This window comes from Methanoregula sp. (genome assembly GCA_041645435.1).
Lineage (GTDB): Archaea > Halobacteriota > Methanomicrobia > Methanomicrobiales > Methanospirillaceae > Methanoregula.
Genome location: JBAZQB010000002.1, coordinates 368449 through 387797, shown reverse-complemented (window position 1 = coordinate 387797; position 19349 = coordinate 368449). Strand labels below are relative to the sequence as shown.

15 protein-coding genes and 1 tRNA gene are annotated in these 19349 nt (G+C 51.5%); 10 read left to right on the top strand and 6 right to left on the bottom strand.

Annotation, left to right across the window (positions count from 1 at the left end; translation table 11 throughout):
- Positions 1-20: 20 nt before the first annotated feature.
- Together WC593_05505 and WC593_05500 are read right to left on the bottom strand one after the other, a co-directional pair.
- Positions 21-105: transfer RNA gene (locus tag WC593_05505), tRNA-Leu, on the bottom strand.
- Positions 106-236: 131 nt separating this feature from the next.
- Positions 237-437, bottom strand: coding sequence for a hypothetical protein (locus WC593_05500; protein ID MFA4824598.1), 201 nt, complete (start codon positions 435-437; stop codon positions 237-239).
- A gap of 205 nt (positions 438-642) precedes the next feature.
- On the opposite strand from WC593_05500, the gene WC593_05495 reads away from it, so the two are divergent.
- From WC593_05495 to WC593_05475, 5 genes are read left to right on the top strand one after another with little or no spacing between them, the layout of a single operon-like run.
- Positions 643-1647, top strand: coding sequence for an asparagine synthase-related protein (locus tag WC593_05495; GenBank protein ID MFA4824597.1), 1005 nt, complete (start codon positions 643-645; stop codon positions 1645-1647).
- Entirely contained in the window at positions 1637-1906 is a 270-nt protein-coding gene (gene gatC, locus WC593_05490; GenBank protein ID MFA4824596.1) for an Asp-tRNA(Asn)/Glu-tRNA(Gln) amidotransferase subunit GatC, read from the top strand. The genes WC593_05495 and gatC overlap by 11 nt, the downstream gene beginning before the upstream one ends.
- Positions 1906-3207, top strand: a complete 1302-nt coding sequence (gatA, locus tag WC593_05485; GenBank protein ID MFA4824595.1) for an Asp-tRNA(Asn)/Glu-tRNA(Gln) amidotransferase subunit GatA — start codon at positions 1906-1908, stop codon at positions 3205-3207. The genes gatC and gatA overlap by 1 nt, the downstream gene beginning before the upstream one ends.
- Entirely contained in the window at positions 3208-4656 is a 1449-nt protein-coding gene (gatB, locus tag WC593_05480) for an Asp-tRNA(Asn)/Glu-tRNA(Gln) amidotransferase subunit GatB (GenBank protein MFA4824594.1), read from the top strand.
- 5 nt (positions 4657-4661) lie between these two features.
- A complete protein-coding gene (locus tag WC593_05475) occupies positions 4662-7490 on the top strand; it encodes a DNA topoisomerase I (protein MFA4824593.1) in 2829 nt (942 codons plus the stop codon).
- 8 nt (positions 7491-7498) lie between these two features.
- Here the strand turns inward: WC593_05475 and WC593_05470 are convergent, their stop codons facing one another.
- Together WC593_05470 and WC593_05465 are read right to left on the bottom strand one after the other, a co-directional pair.
- Entirely contained in the window at positions 7499-7867 is a 369-nt protein-coding gene (locus tag WC593_05470; GenBank protein ID MFA4824592.1) for a response regulator, read from the bottom strand.
- A 59-nt stretch (positions 7868-7926) separates the two neighbouring features.
- Positions 7927-10764, bottom strand: a complete 2838-nt coding sequence (locus WC593_05465) for a PAS domain S-box protein (protein ID MFA4824591.1) — start codon at positions 10762-10764, stop codon at positions 7927-7929.
- A gap of 170 nt (positions 10765-10934) precedes the next feature.
- Between WC593_05465 and WC593_05460 the strand changes: the two genes are divergently transcribed.
- The 4 genes from WC593_05460 to WC593_05445 all read left to right on the top strand — a co-directional run bounded on the left by WC593_05460 (position 10935) and on the right by WC593_05445 (position 15117).
- Positions 10935-11621, top strand: coding sequence for a phosphoglycerol geranylgeranyltransferase (locus WC593_05460; GenBank protein ID MFA4824590.1), 687 nt, complete (start codon positions 10935-10937; stop codon positions 11619-11621).
- 8 nt (positions 11622-11629) lie between these two features.
- Positions 11630-12373 (top strand): RNA methyltransferase, encoded by a 744-nt coding sequence (locus WC593_05455; protein MFA4824589.1) that lies wholly within the window; start codon positions 11630-11632, stop codon positions 12371-12373.
- A gap of 180 nt (positions 12374-12553) precedes the next feature.
- Positions 12554-13108, top strand: coding sequence for a dCTP deaminase (gene dcd, locus WC593_05450; GenBank protein ID MFA4824588.1), 555 nt, complete (start codon positions 12554-12556; stop codon positions 13106-13108).
- 173 nt (positions 13109-13281) lie between these two features.
- On the top strand, positions 13282-15117 hold the full coding sequence (locus WC593_05445; GenBank protein ID MFA4824587.1) for a threonine--tRNA ligase: 1836 nt from the start codon (positions 13282-13284) through the stop codon (positions 15115-15117).
- 8 nt (positions 15118-15125) lie between these two features.
- Here WC593_05445 and WC593_05440 read toward each other — a convergent pair whose 3' ends face one another.
- Together WC593_05440 and purB are read right to left on the bottom strand one after the other, a co-directional pair.
- The gene (locus WC593_05440; GenBank protein MFA4824586.1) at positions 15126-16388 is read right to left on the bottom strand and encodes an ATP-binding protein; all 1263 of its coding nucleotides are present in this window, start codon (positions 16386-16388) and stop codon (positions 15126-15128) included.
- Positions 16389-16569: 181 nt separating this feature from the next.
- Positions 16570-17910, bottom strand: coding sequence for an adenylosuccinate lyase (purB, locus tag WC593_05435; GenBank protein ID MFA4824585.1), 1341 nt, complete (start codon positions 17908-17910; stop codon positions 16570-16572).
- Positions 17911-18631: 721 nt separating this feature from the next.
- On the opposite strand from purB, the gene WC593_05430 reads away from it, so the two are divergent.
- Positions 18632-19282, top strand: a complete 651-nt coding sequence (locus WC593_05430) for a YIP1 family protein (protein ID MFA4824584.1) — start codon at positions 18632-18634, stop codon at positions 19280-19282.
- Positions 19283-19349 lie beyond the last annotated feature (67 nt).

Here is a 19349-nt window from a genome sequence, read left to right as displayed (position 1 = left end):
AAAGGGCAAAATACGAAGAATGCGAGGGATGCGATTCGAACGCATGAACCCCTGCGGGACTGGATCTTAAGTCCAGCGCCGTTGGCCGAGCTTGGCTACCCTCGCGCGGTATAATATTCATCGCCCAACGCAAAAAGGAATCGCATATCATGCATGCCAAAAAGAACCCGCTATTTTTTAGAACACAGATATTTCTGCACAATTTTTTAAAACATTTTCAGGAGATTATAGGATATTTATCGATGGTATCCTGCAAGTTCGTCCACATCATGTCCAATGAACCGTACTTTAAGGAAGAGAAGGAAGGCAACAATGGCAATGATGAAGGCACCCATGATGAAGGCATCCCCAATGATCGTGAAAAAATTCGAATTTCCCATTTTTTGAATGATTATCCCTGCCAGCGCAGCGATAAGAGCTACAATCGATGCCTGCACTTTATATTACACCAGTTACGTATAGACGAGAGATTGCTACTTAAGAGTTTTGATTCGTCAGGAAAAAGAGGGAAAACCAGCGGTCCGGTCAATGACGGATCAGTGAATTGCATTCACTAAATGGTAATAAAGATCATAAATAAAGCACACTAGCCTGAACGCAAGAGCTCTTGAAGGTGAACTATCAAATAATGAAGAGTTACCGATGAGTGAACTGGAACTGGCCGGATGGATCGAACTCGATGGATTTCGACTCACCCGCACAGATATTGATACATTACTGCGTGAGCACCCCACCGACATGCTCCGGTGTGGCGGCGAGTTTTTTGTCCACGGGAACGGGTGCCGCGCCCGGGACCACTTCGGAGTAATGCAGGGTTCCTGCCCCAAAGGCACCTTCACCTGCGATAATGGCATGACCGGCAGAATCATTCCCGAGGTTAAGGATATGTCGCTCGAAGAGGCGATCGTTACCGCGGTAAAACTGCGCAGCGATGAAGGAGTGATTGCGCTTTCCGGGGGTGTAGACTCGACTCTCGTTGCCTGCCTTGCCGGCCGCGAGTGTATGGCAGTCGGTCTAAAAGGCTCTCATGATCTCCGTCAGGCACAGCATGCGGCACACGAGCTCAATTTGCGATGCACATTAGTGGAAATCCCCCGATCGGAAATCGCAGAAGCACTACCGGTTGTCATAGGAATAATTCCCAAAAAAGATCCGGTCAATACCGGTATCGCACTCACCCAGTATTTTATCACGCGCTGGGCCGGAGAACACGGCTACCATCGCATCATCACCGGGCAGGCCGCTGACGAGATCTTCGGGGGATATTCCCGGTATCTTGAAACTGAAACACTGGAAGCAGATCTTCTGCGGGATTTTGCCGGCCTGGAAATGCAGGCAGAGCGTGACCAGTCGATTGCAGCGCTGCACGGCACGTACCTCTCCATGCCGTACCTGGATATGCGGGTTGTGCGCGCGGCACGGAAGATCCCGGCTGCGGAAAAGGTGCAGGGAAATCGCCGCAAGGTACCTTTAAGAACGGTCGCAGAACGCTTCATCGGCCCGGAACTCGCATGGTACGAGAAGAAAGCCATGCAGTACGGGAGCGGGGTTGCAAAGGAACTCTCAAGTCTTGCCCGAAAAAATGGTTATAAAACATCCGTGCAAGATTACATAGACCACATAAGCAGGGTGGAACATGGTCACTGAAAAAGACGTGGAACATATTGCGGAACTTGCCGATATCGGCATCAATACCGGAGAACTGGATACTTTTACGCACCAGTTCAATGCAATTCTTGACTATTTTGACGTGCTCGATCTGGTCAAAGGGGACAGTACAATCACGCGCGATCTCACCAATATCATGCGTGAAGATGTTGTCGAACCTTCCCTTCCCCGGGACGAGGTATTGAAAAACGCAGCAGCACAGGAAGACGGGTTCATCAAGGCACCTCGGGTGATGTAGTGGAATCTCACGAGCTCGCATTCGAACCCGATGACCGGTACAATGCTTTTCTTGCCATATGCAAAAAAGCCCCGTTTGGTAAGGGAAAACTATCCGGTATTGCCGTAGCGGTGAAAGACAATATCTCCACCAGAGGAATCGAGACCACCTGTGCGTCAAAGATTCTCAAAGGTTACATCCCCCCGTACGATGCCCACGCGGTTGATCTGCTCCGGCAGGCCGGTGCAGCTATCGTGGGCAAGACGAATATGGACGAGTTCGGTATGGGCACAACTACCGAAAACTCCGCGTTTGGCCCCACCCTCAATCCCTGCGATACCGGCCGTGTTCCCGGAGGATCCTCAGGGGGAAGTGCCGCAGCGGTTGCCGGCAATATGGTCCGGATGGCACTCGGGACGGATACCGGGGGTTCCATCCGCTGCCCGGCTGCATTCTGCGGCATTGTCGGCATGAAACCGACGTATGGCAGGGTTTCGCGTTACGGGCTGATCGCGTACGCAAATTCCCTCGAACAGATCGGCCCGATGGGACGGACCGTTAATGATGTATCCACCCTCCTTCAAGTGATTGCCGGCAAAGATCGTCACGATTCCACCACGTATGACAGGCCGTACACCCACACCCCAGTTGCGGAAATGAAAGGGGTAAGAATCGGCATACCTCAGGAATATTTTGGCGAAGGTGTAGATCCGAAGGTTGCCAGTGTCGTCAGATCAGCCATCAGCCGGCTCGAAGAACTCGGTGCAACCACCGTGCCATGCAGTATCCCTTCCATGAAATTCGCGCTTGCCGCCTACTATGTCACCTGTACGTGCGAGGCCAGTTCCAATCTCGCCCGGTTTGATGGGGTGCGGTATGGCCCGGGTGCAGATTCCAAGAAGTCATGGCACGAGGCCTACAAGGAAGTCCGCAGGGCTGGATTTGGTACTGAAGTGCGCCGCAGGATTATGCTGGGCACCTTTGCCCTTTCATCGGGATATTACGGAAAGTACTATGCAAAAGCACAGGTTGCACGCGAGAATGTAAAAGCCGATTTCGCCCGGATCTTCTCAGACGTTGACCTGATTGCAGGACCCACGATGCCCTCCATCGCGTTTAAGATTGGCGAGAAGAGCGATCCGCTCTCCATGTATCTTTCCGATATCCTGACCGTCCCGGCAAACCTTGCCGGCATCCCGGCCATTTCAGTACCCTGCGGAAAAGTTGATGATATGCCGGTCGGACTCCAGATCATGGGACGGCCCTTTGAAGATGAGTGTGTGATCGATGCTGCGTATGCATACGAGCAGGCGGTGAACTAAATGGGAGAAGACCAGGTGATTGTCGGGCTCGAGGTGCACTGCCAGCTGGATACGAAGAGCAAACTCTTCTGCGGCTGCTCAACCGATTATCGCGACGACGGCCCAAACACTCACGTATGCCCGGTCTGTCTCGGGCTTCCCGGTGCAATGCCTGTCCTTAACAAGCGTTCGATCGAGTATGCGATGAAAGTGGCAAAGGCACTGAATTGTACCGTTCTCCACGAATCCGAATTTTCGCGTAAGAATTATTTCTACCCTGACCTTGACAAGGCATACCAGATCACCCAGTATGACAAGCCTCTTGCCGAAGGTGGATACCTCGAGATCGAGAGTGACGAAGGTGGCGAACGGCGTATCCAGCTCACCCGTATCCACGTCGAAGAGGACCCGGGCAGGCTCGTCCACATGGGTAATGCCGAGCGGGGCAAGTATTCGCTCGTGGATTACAACCGTGCCGGCATCCCGTTGATCGAGATCGTATCAGAACCGGATATGCGTTCTCCCAAAGAGGCACGGAAATTTTTGAACAAACTCCGTGCAACGCTTGAGTACCTCAGCGTCTTTGACAGCGACAAAGAAGGATCGCTGCGGGTGGATGCAAACATCTCGATCAAAGGAAACGAGCGGGTGGAAGTCAAGAATATCACCTCGTATAAAGGGGTAGAAAAGGCCCTTACCTATGAAGTCACCCGGCAGAAGAACCTGATACGGCGGGGCCAGCGGATCGAACGCGAGACCCGGCACTTTATCGAATCAACCGGGATCACACAATCGTCGCGATCAAAAGAACAGGAACACGACTACCGCTATTTCCCGGAACCTGACCTTCGCCCCCTGCATGTACAGTCATGGGTGGCAGGTATTGTGCTGCCGGAACTTCCCGATGCCCGCCGGGAACGGTTCATTGCACAGTATGGCTGTTCATTGAACCACGCCCGCACCCTGACCGGTGAACTCAAACTTGCAAACTTCTTTGAAAAAGTCGTGGCCGCAGATCCAAAAGGGCTCTCAACCCTTGCCGCCACATGGATTGCTGACACCCTGATCGGTGAGTTGAATTACCGCAGCATGACCCTTGACCGCGTGGATGCTACTGGATTTTCTGAATTTATGGGAATCCTGAAGAGGGGCACCATCACGGACAAGAGCGGTATTGAGGTCCTCCGGGTTATGCTCGACCAATACCTGAAAAACGAACCGATGGAGACTCCTGCTGCAATCATCTCGCGCCTGAACCTGACAAAAACAACTGGTGATAACAGTGCAATTACCAATGCAATTGAAGAAGCAATAACAGAAAATCCCAGGGCACTTGAGGATTACCGGGCAGGAAAAAACGGGGCGCTCAACTTCCTTGTCGGGCAGGTCATGAAAAAGACAAGAGGCAAAGCAGATCCCGGCGAATTGAACCGGCTCCTCACTGAAGCCTTAGCCAAGCGGGAGGCGTAATCACCGTGCACCTGATCGTTGCTGAAAAGAACATATCCGCACGCCGTATTGCAGAGATCCTCGGGCATGGAAAAAAGATTGCCGAAAACAAGGATGCCGGTGTGTCGACCTACAGTTTTGGCGATACGACGACGGTAGGGTTGCGGGGACATGTGGTCGAGATCGACTTCGTACCGGGATACAGCAACTGGCGGAGTGAAGAATATAAACCCCGAAGCCTGATCGATGCAAAAACCATCAAGATCCCCACCGAACGAAAGATCGTCTCGCTCCTCCAGAAACTGGCAAGAAAAGCAGATCGCGTCACCATTGCAACGGATTTTGATACCGAAGGGGAGCTGATTGGGAAGGAAGCATTCGAACTGGTCCGGGCGGTCAACCCAAAGGTAATCGTAGACCGGGCTCGTTTCTCCGCGATCACATCGCAGGAACTTTCGCATGCCTTCTCCCACACCACGGAACTCGATTTTGCCCTTGCCGCGGCAGGAGAAGCACGACAGTCCATTGATCTCATGTGGGGCGCAGCGTTAACCCGGTTCATCTCGCTCGCTGCACGACGTGGAGGGCAGAACATTCTGTCAGTGGGCCGGGTGCAGAGCCCGACATTGACCATGATCGTGGACAGGGAAAAAGAGATAGAAGCATTTGTCCCTGAGAAGTACTGGCAGATCTCGCTCCTGACAGAAAAGAGCGGTGAGGTCGTTGAAACCCGGCATACCCACGGGCGGTTCCATGAAAAAGCCGAAGCGCAACTCGCCCATGACCGGACAAAAGCACCCCTCGTGGTCACTGATATAAAAACCGGTACCAAGCAGGACCGGGCACCTTCGCCATTTGATACCACCAGTTACATCGTAGCAGCGGCACGCCTTGGGTTTTCCGCAGCCAATGCAATGCGGATCGCCGAAGACCTGTATATGAACGGGTACATCTCCTACCCGAGGACGGACAATACGGTCTATCCCCCGTCCCTGGACCTGGATGGAATATTAAAGGATATCCGGAACTCCCCGTTCAGAAAAGAGGTGGAATGGACCATGGCAAACCGCCGGGCTGTCCCGACACGGGGGAAGAAATCCTCCACTGATCACCCCCCGATCCACCCGGCCGGCCCGGCCACCCGCGAAGCGATAGGCGACGACGCATTCCGGATCTACGAACTGGTGCTCCGCCGCTTCCTTGCAACACTCTCGCCCGATGCGCAGTGGAAGACGTTAAAGATCCTCTTTGCCGCTGGTGGGGAAGAGTACACGGCAACCGGGGGGCAACTCCTCGAACCCGGCTGGCATACCGTCTACCCGTTCAGCGAGGCAAAAGAGATGATCCTTCCGGCGTTTGTGACCGGAGAGCATCTCCCGATCAAAAAAGTTGCACTTGATGAGAAAGAGACACAGCCTCCCGCACGGTTCACGCAGAGCAAGCTTATCCAGATGATGGAAGAACTTGGCCTTGGCACCAAGAGTACCCGCCACGAAGTGATTGCAAAACTCGTGTCGCGCAAGTACGTGGAAGGCACTCCCCTGCGTCCCACGCTTGTAGGCCGGGCTGTCATCGAATCCCTGGAACAGCATGCGGATATGATCATAAAACCCGACATGACCCAGACGCTCGAATCCCACATGCAGCAGATAAAAGAGAGCACCCGGACGCGGGAAGATGTGATCAAGGAATCCCAGATGATGCTCCACCGGGCATTTGATCAGCTGGAGGCAAATGAGCAGGTGATTGGTGATGATATCCGGGGAAGGACAGCAGAAGAGATGAACCTGGGAAAATGTCCGGTCTGCGGGGGCACTATTGCGATCAAGCACATGCGGGGCAATTCGCAGTTCATCGGCTGTTCCCGGTATCCTGATTGTACCTTCAATATCGGTCTTCCCAATGCGCAGTGGGGCTTTGCAGTACGCACTGATGAGATATGCGAAAAGCACATGCTCAACTTCGTCCGGCTCGTCCGAAAGGGTGCCCGCCCGTGGGATATCGGCTGCCCGCTCTGCCACCAGATCACCTCCAACAAGGAATCACTGGCCGAGATCCCATCCATGACTGATGTGCTTGCATCGAAGATCCAGGCAAAGCACGTCTACACGGTAGCTGAGATAGCACGCAGTACTCCCGAGCAGATGGCAAAAAGGCTCGACATATCAATGGATGCAGCACAACAACTCATCAGCGATGCCGGATCCGTACTTGAAAAACTGCGCCGACGGTCCGAATGCCGAAAATTCCTGCGTGAGCGCATTATACCCAGGAAAGGACGCAGCTCGGCAAAGATCCTCACGGCATTAAAAGATCTCGGAATCACCGAGCTGTTCGGCCTTGCCCACACCGATGCTGCAACATTAAAGAAAGCCGGGGTGAGTGAAGCAGAATCTGAACAGATCCTCACCGAAGCAAAGCTCATGTATTACGGGCAGGTGCTCAAAGACATTGGCATCCCCGCAGTCAGCTTAAAAAAATACCTTTCAGCGGGAATAATAACGCCGGAGATGTTCTGTGAACGCACTCCTGAAGCCCTGAGTAAACTCGCAGGGGTGTCACCCGCTACCGTGCAACGACATGTGGATCTGGTCTGCACATTCTTAAACAAACCACAGCCCAAAAAGATACCGAAACTCAAGATAGAAAAAGGGAAAAAAGAGCTGCTTGCGATCCGGGGGATCACCGATTCCGTTGTTGAAAAACTCCTGATGGCAGGAATCACGAATACTGCAACCCTGCTTTCAGCAGATGCCGGTACCATTGCGGCTGCTACTGGCATAACGGTTCAGAAAATAAAGGATTTTCAGGCTGCAATCCAGAAAAGGAAGGATACAGCGATTATCCAGATCTGATTATTAACCTATTTTTTTAAGGCAAGTTCGATGGCTACGCGAAGATCATTATCATCGAAAGGTTTGATAATGAATCCATCGGGTTTTGTCGCTTTGGCCCGCTCAAGCGTAGCCCCATCCGAATGGGAAGTAACATAGACAATGGGTATGTTGGATCCTTTTTTTATCATCATTGCCGTTTCGATACCGTCAATATTTCCCTGGATGTTGATGTCCATTAGGACGAGATCCGGCTTGTGTTTCGCCACGAGTTCCAGGGCTTCCCCTGCATAGGTGGCCCGACCGCAGACGGTATAACCAAGATTCTTTAACCGCCAGTCTGCCACTTTGGCAATGATATCATCATCTTCAACAATAAGGATTTTTTCACCTGACATGAAATCCCACTTCCAATATATAATGAAGAGAGCATCTGCCTGATATGCTTACCGCCTGTTTAATCGCGGGTAAACCGCCAGGTACCGTTCGGGATACGGATCTCAAACCGGGCTCCTTTCTTAAAAATCCCGTTCTCTTCAATGGTTATTCCGGTTATTGCTAAAATTTCTGCGGTCAGGAACAGACCCATGCCGGTATTCTTTCCCACACCCCGTTTAAAGATCTCGCTTTTCTGCCCTGCTTCAACGCCCACACCATCATCCTCAAAAACAAGCGAGAGACCCTTATCGGAAATATGAGGATATATCGAGATCGTAGTGAGATTTATTCCATACCTTACCGCATTCTCCACAAGGTTATAAAACACTTTTTCCAGTAACGGATCCGCATAGATCTCTATCTTTTCGAATTCTACGGAAAAGACAATCCCGGATTTTTGAAAATTCTGCAATACCTTGTTGAGAATGACATCAACGTTCTGCCATTGGGGCAGGTGAACACCGACTTCCTGGTACTCCCTGGTAAACGTAATATGGCGCTGGATAACCCGGGTAAGATCCCTGATATCATTGAGCAGCTGCTCCCGTTCTTCAAGAGAATTCGTTGCTTTTGCCATATCCACGCACCCGAGTAATCCGGTAATCGTGTTGAGGATATCATGCCGGGTGATCTGGTTCATCAGGTTCAGCTTTTTATTGGCGATATCGATCGCATCTTCAACACGCTTGCGTTCCGTAACATCACGCAGGATCCCATAAATCCCAACCGGCTTTCCTGATATATCAAGCCGAAGGGTACTTTTTTCCTCGAACCAGTAAGTTGTGCCCCATTTGTCCACGAGCCTGAACTGGGAAACGAACTGGGCATTCTTTTCCAGATCACGGGACATATTGTTTTCTACCCGGTTGATATCCGCGGGATGGATAAGAATACGAAGCGATTTCCCGATCACCTCTTCTACAAGGAAACCATATTTATTGACCTGCGGTGAGACAAAGGTAATAATCCCGTCCATATCTGTGGAAAAGAGGATGTCAGAGGTATTTTCCGTGAGCGCCCGGTATTTCTCCTCATTCTCTTTAAGTGCATCTCTGGTCTTATTTTGCTCGGTAACATCCGTGATCGTGCCAACCCACCCGTGAAATTTGCCTTCCTTATCGATGAGGGGGACGGTCTGGCCAAAAAGCCAGTAGGTAGTTCCATCCGGGTGTATATACCGGGTTTCAACTCTGCTCGTTTTTTGTTCTCTGATCGATTCGCCAATCTCCTCAAGCACGCGAATGCGCTCTTCCTGCGGAAGTATGTCTACCCAGTTCGTTCCCCGGATCTTTTCAAACGTGATTCCGGTGATTTTCGAGAATGTCTCGTTGACAAAGGTGACATGCCCGGAAGAGTTCAGCCGGAACACACCCACCGGAGATGCCTGCAGGATACAGGTAAGCAGTTTTGTGCTTTCCTCAAGTTGTTCCCCAAGCCTTGTTAGTTCGGTGACATCGACAACAATTCCACGGAAACCGGTAACCTTTCCTTCCTTTTTAATAGGTGACGTCGAGATGATTTCTTCCAGGAAGGTCCCATCGGGTCGTTGTATAGTGTAGACTTCTCCAAGGGAAGGTGAGCCCGCCGTAACTGCTTCAAGTTCGCGTTTCATCTGTTCAATATTTTCATGAGATAAAAAACCGCTGATATTGATTCCCTGTTCGATCATCTTCTCGGTAATCCTGAATTGTTCGGCACCCGCTTTATTGATATAAAGGAGATTTCCTTCTGTATCTATCTCAAAAATGATCTGGGGGAGAAGTTCAGCAAGTTCACGGAACCGTGTTTCACTGACCTGTACCTTATGACGAACGGTATCGATGGTATCCAGCATCCGGTTAATTTCCCAGGCAAGACCAGAGAACTCATCCTCACCTCCGATTTCCACCCGATCTGATTTTCGGGTTCTGTTGCCGATGTCATGCACTTGCATGACCAGTCTATTCAGCCGGCAGAGTACCAGCTTGTCAAGCAGGAACATGACAAACAGACCAAACACCAGGCCGGCGATGAGGATAATCCCGATGAACCGAAACGTAGTCAACAAACCCTGCTGGTAGATACTGCGGGGATCGCTGATCCCGAGGATAAGGGCATCCCTGCCATAAATATCCTTAAGGAGCGCGTAACCTACGATGGTGTTCCGGTCAATCAGCTGGATTATCCCCTTATCTCCAGATTTTTGCTCCTGAAGATTGTGCAACAAGTCAGGGGGGAGTGCCGGGTCATCCACCCGGAAAAACGTGAGCGAGGGACGGGTAAGCCGGGCCAACCGGTTCACTTCTTCGCTGTCAATATAGCGTCCCATAATCACCACACCCTGGGGTTCTCCGGAAAAATCAGTTCTGACTATCGGGCGGGATACGATGATCATCGGGTGATCGGCGAGTAGTATAAGACCCTGGGTCGCTCCCCGGGGATCTGAAAGATCTAAAAGAGGTTTTTTCGGGCCAAGCTGATCCACAAGATCATCCGGAACCGTTACCATCATCCGGCTACTGAAATTATATGCACCGGAATAGAGGATATCACCATTCCGGTTTGTAATAATGATAACATTTACCCGGAGATTATTGAAGGTGTCAGGAGCAAGGTTGGTAATAATGAAATCGGGTTTCGTTCCTTTTACAAAGTTATAAGAGTCATCCCACGGCCCCCAGTCAGAAACTATTGTAGACAGGGAATTGGTTTCATCATCAATTCTCGTTACAGCCTGCTGAAGATCTTTTGCTGTGTACTGCTGTTCGAGATCGGCGTAACTGGATAATATTACGATAGAGGAGAAAACACAGACCAGCGTCATGAGGATAATCAGTAATGCAATAAAAATAAGCGCGGTTTTTTGCTGGAGTTTCATAAGGATCGCTTGGTATGTTCCTCCTTTCTGCTGAACAGTTAAATATTATGCTATTACGAAGGGGGTAAAACCGGTGCAAAGAACGTGCGCGTGCTGATTACCTTATATTCGCCATCAAAAGAATTCCATTCTGTTTATGGGGAAGCAGAACCAATAGTGTCTGGTTTATGATGAAGTGGAAAGACTGGGTGCATGTGACCAAACTGGATCCTGACAAACAGCTAAAGCCGGGCGACATAGAAGCCATCGCTGCAAGCGGTACCGATGCCCTCATGCTCTCGGGCACCCTCAATGTAACAAAGGAGAACCTTGCTGCGTTACAAAAACAGGTAAAGGCATATGACCTCCCTCTCGTGATGGAGCCGGCGGGACCGGAGGCGGTACTCGTGCAGGGGGTCGACTATGTTTTTGTTCCCAGCGTCCTTAACTCAATGGATGTACAGTGGATTGTAGGTAAACATCGTGCATGGGTACAGCAGCAGAAAAGTCATATCCCGTGGGATGCGGTTGTTCCTGAAGCGTATATTGTACTTAACCCGAACTCATCGGTAGGGAAGGTCACTAAAGCGGTCTGCGATCTGAATGCAGAAGAAGTCGCTGCCTACGCTGCTGTCGCCGATCACTACTTCCATTTCCCGATTATCTATATCGAATACAGCGGGATGTATGGTGATCCGGCTGTTGTTAAGGCGGTATCAGAATCTCTTGACAAATCCCTCCTTTACTATGGGGGAGGGATCAACTCTGCTGATAAGGCTGCACAGATGAGCAAATATGCAGATACAATTGTTGTCGGCAATGCAGTCTACGATCAGGGTGCAGCGGTTTTGAAAGCAACCGTTGATGCAATCCAGTAATTTTTTTTATGCCCGAAATTGATATCGTCCTTGTCGAGCCCATCTACGAAGGCAATGTGGGATTTGCTGCACGGGTGATGAAGAATTTCGGGTTTCACCGGCTTGTACTCATCAATCCCTGCAAACTGGGGAACGAAGCAGATGCCCGGGCATCCCATGCCTGGGACGTGCTTCACAGCGCAGAAGTCTGCACGATCGAAGACGTGTTTGCCCGGAGCAACATCGTTATCGCTGCTACCGGCACCGTGAGCAAATCGGTCTGCCGCGCCATGCGGATGCCGTTTTATTCACCCAAAGAGATCCGTGAACGAATAAAGGATACTGACGGGCGCATCTCGATCCTCTTCGGGCGGGAGAACTGGGGGCTCAATAACGAAGAGGTGAAACGCAGCGATATGATCTGCACAATCCCGACTGCTGAGGAGTACCCGATCCTCAATCTCTCGCATGCCGTCGGCGTTGTCTGCTATGAGCTTGCAAACATGCCGCTGCCCAGCATAACTCTTTGTCCAGCAAACGACATGGCGCACCTGTACCAGCACATTGACCGGTATTTAGACGAAATTCATCATCCCGAGTTCAAGCGGGAGAACACTATGATCCTTATCCGGCGGATTCTCGGGCGGACGAACCTGACGATTCGCGAAGCAAGCACCCTGCACGGGCTGCTCCGCAGGAGCGAATGGCATATCGATCCGTCACTACTGGACCGGGATAAGACGGGAAGGCAGAATCTTGAGGATGATGAGTAGGAGGCGTATGCATCCTTCGATTTCCCTATACGGTTTTAGAATGGAACAGGACACCTGCAAATAATGCTCACTGCTGAATTCACCAAAAACGGAAAAAATCACCGTTACTAACGATTTTAATACACGTAACATCCAGCGCAGAACCCCTTATGACCGATCAACTCCCATCATATCACCACTATGATCCTTGTGGACTGGCAGCTTCTTGACCGCATAAGCAGGGGCTTTATCCGGATTGAACCGTACGATCCTTCCCTCGTACAGCCCAACTCGGTTGATATCCGGCTCGGTAACCATTTTGTCTGGTACAAGCCGGGCACAGCAGTGATTGACCCGTATAACCAGGACAGTGTCACGTCCGATGTGGAAGAGGTGCACGCAGACTCGTTCATCCTCAATCCCGGGCAGTTCATTCTCGCCGAGACGCTGGAGACTATCGAACTTCCCGATAACATCGTAGCAACGATTGAAGGAAAATCAAGCATCGCCCGGCTTGGCGTAACCCTCCACCAGACCGGCGGCTGGATTGATGCCGGGTTCCGGGGCACCATCACGCTTGAGATGGCAAACGTGAATGCCCGCCCGGTGAAAGTGTATGCTGGTATGCCCATCGGGCAGCTCGTCTTTTACACCACGGAGCGGGCAACCAACCCGTACTTCAAAAAGGGCGATGCGAAATATCTCGACCAGCGACAGGCAACCCTCTCGCGGTACCATGAGAACCGGAAAAAATGATCAGGTTATTGGATTGACAGGGCAGGGGAATGGACTGGGACAGTTCCCTTCCAGAATTGATCCTGAATCGTCACCGGTTTTTTCATCCCGGTAAAACGGTGCAGGGTTAAGCACTATAAATACCATAAAAACCCATTTTATACGGATGATCATACCAGATCGGAGATGAATTAATGCGACTTCTTCTCATTCATTCTGACTATATCGAATACGAAGCTAAAAAGAAGACAAAGATGGCGGAAGAGTGCACGGTTCTTTCAGACAGGGAAGAAGAGGCACTCACCGTTTTCTGCGCCGTGGAATCGATCGATGAGGAAGACCTTGAAGGCGTGATCCTGCAGGCAATCGCAGAAGTGAAAAAGACTGCCGGGCAGGTCAACGTCAACAAGATCGTAGTGTACCCGTACGCCCACCTTTCAAGCGACCTTGCATCACCGGACACAGCGGTTGCAACGCTGAATGCCCTCAAGACGGGACTTGAAGCGGAAGGATTTGCCGTCAAGCGTGCACCCTTCGGCTGGTACAAATCGTTCAAGCTTTCCTGCAAGGGACACCCGCTCTCCGAGCTCTCCAAAACGATCGTGCCCGGTGAAGAGGGTGCTGTTAAGAAGGAAAAGAAGGAAGTCACCCACGACTGGTTTGTGCTGACTCCTGACGGGAAGCAGCACGACTATAAGGAGTTCCTCGACAACTCAGCGTTCGGCTGCCTCGTAAAAAAGGAGCTCGGTGTTGCAGTGCCAACCGGCGGCGAACCTGCTCACGTTGACCTGATGCGTTCCAAGGAGCTCGTGGACTACGAGCCCGCCAGCGATGTCGGGTGCCTGCGCTGGATGCCAAAAGGCAAGATCGTCCGCGACCTGATCGCTGACTACGTGCTCAGGCTTGTTCTCGAATACGGCGGCACGCCCGTTGAGACCCCGGTTATGTACGATCTCGGGGACCGGGCGATCTATGAGCATGCCGAGAAGTTCGGCGAGCGCCAGTACCGGTTCAAGTCAAACAACCGGAACATGATGCTGCGGTTTGCGGCCTGCTTTGGCATGTTCTCGATCATGCGCGACATGCACATCTCGCCCCACAACCTGCCCATGAAGATGTACGAGCTCTCCACCTACTCGTTCCGGCACGAGCAGAAGGGCGAAGTAATCGGGCTTAAACGCCTGCGGGCATTTACCATGCCCGACATGCACTCGCTCTGCACGGATATGCCCGAGGCACTGAAGTGCTTTGAAGAGCAGCTTGCCATGGGATGGCAGACCGGTCGCGATTTCGAGACAAAACTCGTTGCCGCATTCCGGTGCACGAAGGACTTCTACGCCCAGCACGAGGCATGGGTCAAGAAGATCGTCAAAGAATCGGACTGCCCGATGCTTATCGAGATCCTATCAGACCGGGTCCATTACTGGGTTGCAAAGATCGATCTCGCTGCTATCGACGGCCAGATGCGCCCGATCGAGAACCCGACCGTCCAGATCGATGTCGAGAGCTCGACCCGGTTCAACATCAAGTACCACAAAGAAGACGGCACCGTTGTCCACCCCCCCATCCTCCACTGCTCGCCAACGGGCAGTGTCGAGCGCGTCATCTGTGCGATCCTTGAAAACATCTCCACCCAGCAGGTTCCCACATTACCTACCTGGCTCTCACCTGCACAGGTGCGGGTGATACCGGTTACCGAACGTCACACAGCATTTGCAGAGGAAGTCTGTACTGCTATCAATGCCGCACAGGTCCGGTGCGATATGGATGACCGGGAAGAGAGCGTAGGAAAGAAAGTCCGCGAAGCCGGCATGGACTGGGTCCCCTACGTGATTGTTGTCGGCGACGAAGAAGTCGCAAGCCATAACTTAACCGTCACGGTACGGAAGAAGTCACAGCCCAACAAGCCGTTCAAGGAGCAGCTTTCCGTAGACGCACTCATCGCAGCAGTGCACAAGGATACCGAGGGCATGCCGTTCCGCCCGCTCTACACCCCGCGCAGACTTTCCAAGAAAGCGCGGTATATCTGAAACCTTTTTTACGCGTCGTGTGCTTTTACCGCAACATTACGGCTTTTTGGGAGATGGATGGTAAAGGTGCTCCCCAGGTTCACGATACTGTCCACACTGATGTAACCGCCATGCATCTGGACGTATTTTTTTGCAATGGATAACGAGAGTCCGATCCGATCGTTTTTCCTGCTGATCGTGCCGGGATCCGGAAGATGGAACGGTTCAAAGATCTCATCGAGCTGGGTATTGGTGATACCAATGCCATTGTCCTGGATCGCTACCCGGTGCATCTTGTCGGAAGGATTTGACAGGTACGATATACGGATCTTTCTTGGAGGTTTTGAATAATTCACTGCATTCGAGAGCATGGAATCGATCACGGTCGATATTTTACCGGCATCCGCTTCGAACGTGAGATTGTGGGGGATATCTACCGTTATTTCGGCTTTTGTTGCATATCCTCCCGCATCGATGATCGACTGGATCATCTCATCGGGAGAAAAAACCGAGTACTTCAACGGGATCTTTCCTGCATCAAGTACAGAGAGTTCGGTTGCCTGCTGGTAACGGGTATAGTTTTCTGCAGCAACCTGCTCAGCCAACTTGCGCTTGTTGATATCGATCACCGAGCAGCTCACCTGGTTGTCGCTGACCCGTCGCCATGAGAGATTTACCCAGAGCGGATCCTGATTTTTGGAAAGAAACTGGGTTTCGAAATTATCCACATCTTCGCTCGAACCTAAGTACTCAAAGAATTTGCGCTGTTCTTCTTTGGAAATAAATAACTGGGGGAGCGTCATGCCTGCAAATTCTTCATGAGTGTAGCCCAGCATCTGCGACAGGTAATTGTTGGTCATACGGATTGCAAAGCTGTTCTGGTCAAACAGGACAATTCCCAGAAGTGAAGTATCAAAGATGCTCCGGTAGCGTGCTTCGCTCCGGTTAACTTTTTCGGTAAAATGTGCAACCACAGCCGCAATACAAATAAAAAGAACGGCCTGTCCGGTGGTGTAGATTAAAAGACCAGTATCGGGGAAAAGGTAATCATAGGCCAGTACCTCGTACGCAACAGCACAAATTCCTGCAAGGATTAATCCCCGTTTTTGATAGAAATAGGTGGCATAGAGAATAGGGAAGTAAAACAGCTGTGCGTAGATGGTTCCGATGTTTGCCCGGAGGGATACCGCAGTGATTACAATACAGCTGATGGTTAAGGATAAGATGACAATCAGGCGCACTAGGTCAGTATGTGAAATGTTGATACGGGAAACAGGAGCATACTGAACCATGGATATTTTCGATCTTGATTGTATGAGAAGATAAAGGTACCACGTTTGTGGGAAAATATCCCCCGTAGCCGGAAAATACCCTGCCGGTGCTAATCGATTTTCAATCAGCTATTAACAAATTATCCGTAGATGATTTTCCCCATCGAAAACAGGGGGATAAAGAAAAAATGTGCAGTTGTTCTTATATGCAGAGCGGGGAGAGTTTTTCAATCACGCGTTCCACCTGCTGTACAGATGTGCCGATGTATGTGTCCGGGTTGAGGAGCGCAGTGATATCACTTTTCGAACAGTAACGCACGATTTCAGGGTCAGCTCCCAGCACATCAGCAAGGGGCCGGTTCTCGGCAAGCGCCTGCATGCTTGCCATCCGGATCCGTTCGTGGGAATCCTGGCGGTTCATACCCTTCTTCGTCAGTTCGATCATGACCGACTCGGCCATGTTGATCCCGTGGAGGAACCCTAAGTTCCTGCGGATTCCCGCCCGGTTGATCACCAGGCCATCAAGAACAACAATCATGAGCCTCAGGCAGTGGTCGGTGAGGATTGATGCCTCGGGAAAGAGCACCCGCTCGCAGGATGAATTCGTGAGATCGCGCTCGTCCCAGAGGGTGTTGTTCTGGAGGGCGGGTTCAACAGCTGACCTGATGATTCTGGCAAGACCGCAGACCTGTTCGCTCTTGATGGGGTTGCGCTTGTGCGGCATCGTGGAGGAGCCAACCTGTTTTGCCCCGAACGCTTCCTCGACCTCGCCGATCTCGGTCCGCTGGAGCGAGCGGACCTCTACACCAATTTTGTCGAGCGTTGTTGCGACACCTGCACAGAACATGAAGTACTCTGCATACCGGTCGCGGGAGATCACCTGGCTTGAGACGTCCACCGAACTCATACCGAGATACTCCATCATGCTTGCCTGCACTTCCATCCCTTTCGGCCCGAGCGCTGCCTGCGTGCCTACCGCACCGGTCATCTGCCCGACCACGACCCGGGGACGCATCTGTTCGAGGCGCTCGATATGCCGTCCGACCTCACTTGCCCAGATGGCAAACCGGAGGCCATAGGTTGTCGGCACTCCGTGCTGCCCGTGGGTCCTGCCGATGCAGACCAAAGACTTTGTCTCAGCCGATCGCCTGAGGAGCACTCCTAACAGCTGGCGGAGTTTCTTGTCGATCAGGTCAAGTGTCTGGCCAAGCTGGAGCCCGGTTGCAGTGTCAAGGAGGTCATTGCTTGTGGCACCGTAGTGCACCCAGCGCCCGGACTCTCCCGATACTTCTGATATTGCTTTGACGATTGCCATCATGTCGTGGCTGATCTCCAGCTCGATTGCCTTTGCCCGTTCGAGCGAGGCATTGTGCGCTTTCTCGCTGATCTCGACTGCTGCTGCTGCCGGGATCATGCCGTGGTGTGCTTCAGCCTTTGCAAGCGCAACTTCAGCGCTGACAATGCAGGAAAAACGGTTCTTCTCACTCCAGATGGCACGCATCTCTTTTGTGCCGTAGCGCTCCTCGATGGGGTGGACTGCCATGGGTAGAAATGGGATGTTTTGGGATATAGTGGTTGGGGGGAGAGAAGATACATGACTCACCCTTCCCATCCTTCCAGCACAACCCTCGTCTTATCCAAAACCCAAGATCTTCCCCCGGAAAAAAAGACCCGCATATTCGCATTCCGGCAGGGTTTCGGAGGGTCGGATGGGGGAAACCACGTGGCGAAAAAGGCCTCGATTTCAGGGCACCTGGCGGGCGTTGGAAGAGGGCGTTTCCGCCGTTAGTTTGGCAAACATGGCGTGAAACAGACGTATTTTCCACAGGAACCGAAACGGCGGGATTATCGGAGTTTTCCGGGATTGATTAACGTGCAGTAATGTATAAACGGAGCCTGAAACGGACTTATTTGCGCTCAGGGTTCTGACCTCCTTATTCCAAGTGTCGCTTGACAGACACTGCATGAGCCTAAAAATCGTGCTCTTCAAACACAATGATGGGGGTTGAGACCCCCATACCCCATTAAGGATGAATGCCGCCGCCCCCGATGGGGCGCCCCCGCGGCGGATCAGGGCTGCCTCACACGAGCGGAAACAGTAATGATGTGACATCGCTCAGCTCAGGGCCCGTGAGGCCTTGTCAGGTGCCGACGGAGAGGGGGTGGGTGGTGAAGTGAGCGTATCTCTTTCGTTATCAAAATTAAAACCACGATATCAAAAAAAATTGCATTATATAATTTACACGGACAATAGTTACAGAAGGATGCTTGCAAATCTCATCGAACTGGTAGTTCACCCGGATGCATTTTTCGAGCGAATTTCAAAGGAGGAAATCAACCTGATCCCACCCCTCCTAATAGTTGGGACGGGGATTTTATTATTAATAATTGGAAAGACAATCCCGGTTGTCTGGATCTCGCTCAATTCATCATTTCTGCAAAATCACAGCTTTGCTGAGATATTTGGGAGTTTGATATTATGCCACGCTCTCTCTCCCATTGTCGTATTAGGTATCATTTCTCTGGGCACATTTGTCATATCCCGCGGACTTAACGGAAAAGGATCGCTGACCGCAAACATCCAGAATATTGGGTACGGCATGATACCATGGACATTTTACATTCTCGGTTCGCTGGTTTTCAGTAGTATTATTTTTCTTGTCTTTCACGCATGGCCTGGCCCCCCCAATTCACCGGAAGCGGCGATGGTATTATTCTGGATAGCCGCTCTCATTGGTCTTGTTGTTTTTTTCTGGGAATGGTATCTCTGGATTCTTGCAGTCAGGCACACACACGCATTCACGATCCGGAAAGCAGCGGCGGTAACAATTGTACCGGTTGCGATGGGAATTTGGCTGACCATCCCGGTTCAGGCATGGCTCGATACGATCTGGATGGTCATCTTTGGGATCTGAATCGACAGCATCCTCATTTCTTCACCTTCGCCCCGCATCCCCACACCCATAAAACCCTTCAGCGCCA

Excerpts from the sequence above, each read along its gene's own strand:
- WC593_05460 (MFA4824590.1), top strand. The coding sequence starts at position 10,935 with ATGAAGTGGAAAGACTGGGTGCATGTGACCAAACTGGATCCTGACAAA.
- WC593_05470 (MFA4824592.1), bottom strand. The coding sequence starts at position 7,867 with ATGTCAGGTGAAAAAATCCTTATTGTTGAAGATGATGATATCATTGCC.
- purB (MFA4824585.1), bottom strand. The coding sequence starts at position 17,910 with ATGGCAGTCCACCCCATCGAGGAGCGCTACGGCACAAAAGAGATGCGT.
- gatB (MFA4824594.1), top strand. The coding sequence starts at position 3,208 with ATGGGAGAAGACCAGGTGATTGTCGGGCTCGAGGTGCACTGCCAGCTG.
- WC593_05495 (MFA4824597.1), top strand. The coding sequence starts at position 643 with ATGAGTGAACTGGAACTGGCCGGATGGATCGAACTCGATGGATTTCGA.
- WC593_05465 (MFA4824591.1), bottom strand. The coding sequence starts at position 10,764 with ATGAAACTCCAGCAAAAAACCGCGCTTATTTTTATTGCATTACTGATT.
- WC593_05430 (MFA4824584.1), top strand. The coding sequence starts at position 18,632 with ATGCTTGCAAATCTCATCGAACTGGTAGTTCACCCGGATGCATTTTTC.
- WC593_05455 (MFA4824589.1), top strand. The coding sequence starts at position 11,630 with ATGCCCGAAATTGATATCGTCCTTGTCGAGCCCATCTACGAAGGCAAT.
- WC593_05440 (MFA4824586.1), bottom strand. The coding sequence starts at position 16,388 with ATGGTTCAGTATGCTCCTGTTTCCCGTATCAACATTTCACATACTGAC.
- WC593_05445 (MFA4824587.1), top strand. The coding sequence starts at position 13,282 with ATGCGACTTCTTCTCATTCATTCTGACTATATCGAATACGAAGCTAAA.
- gatC (MFA4824596.1), top strand. The coding sequence starts at position 1,637 with ATGGTCACTGAAAAAGACGTGGAACATATTGCGGAACTTGCCGATATC.
- dcd (MFA4824588.1), top strand. The coding sequence starts at position 12,554 with ATGATCCTTGTGGACTGGCAGCTTCTTGACCGCATAAGCAGGGGCTTT.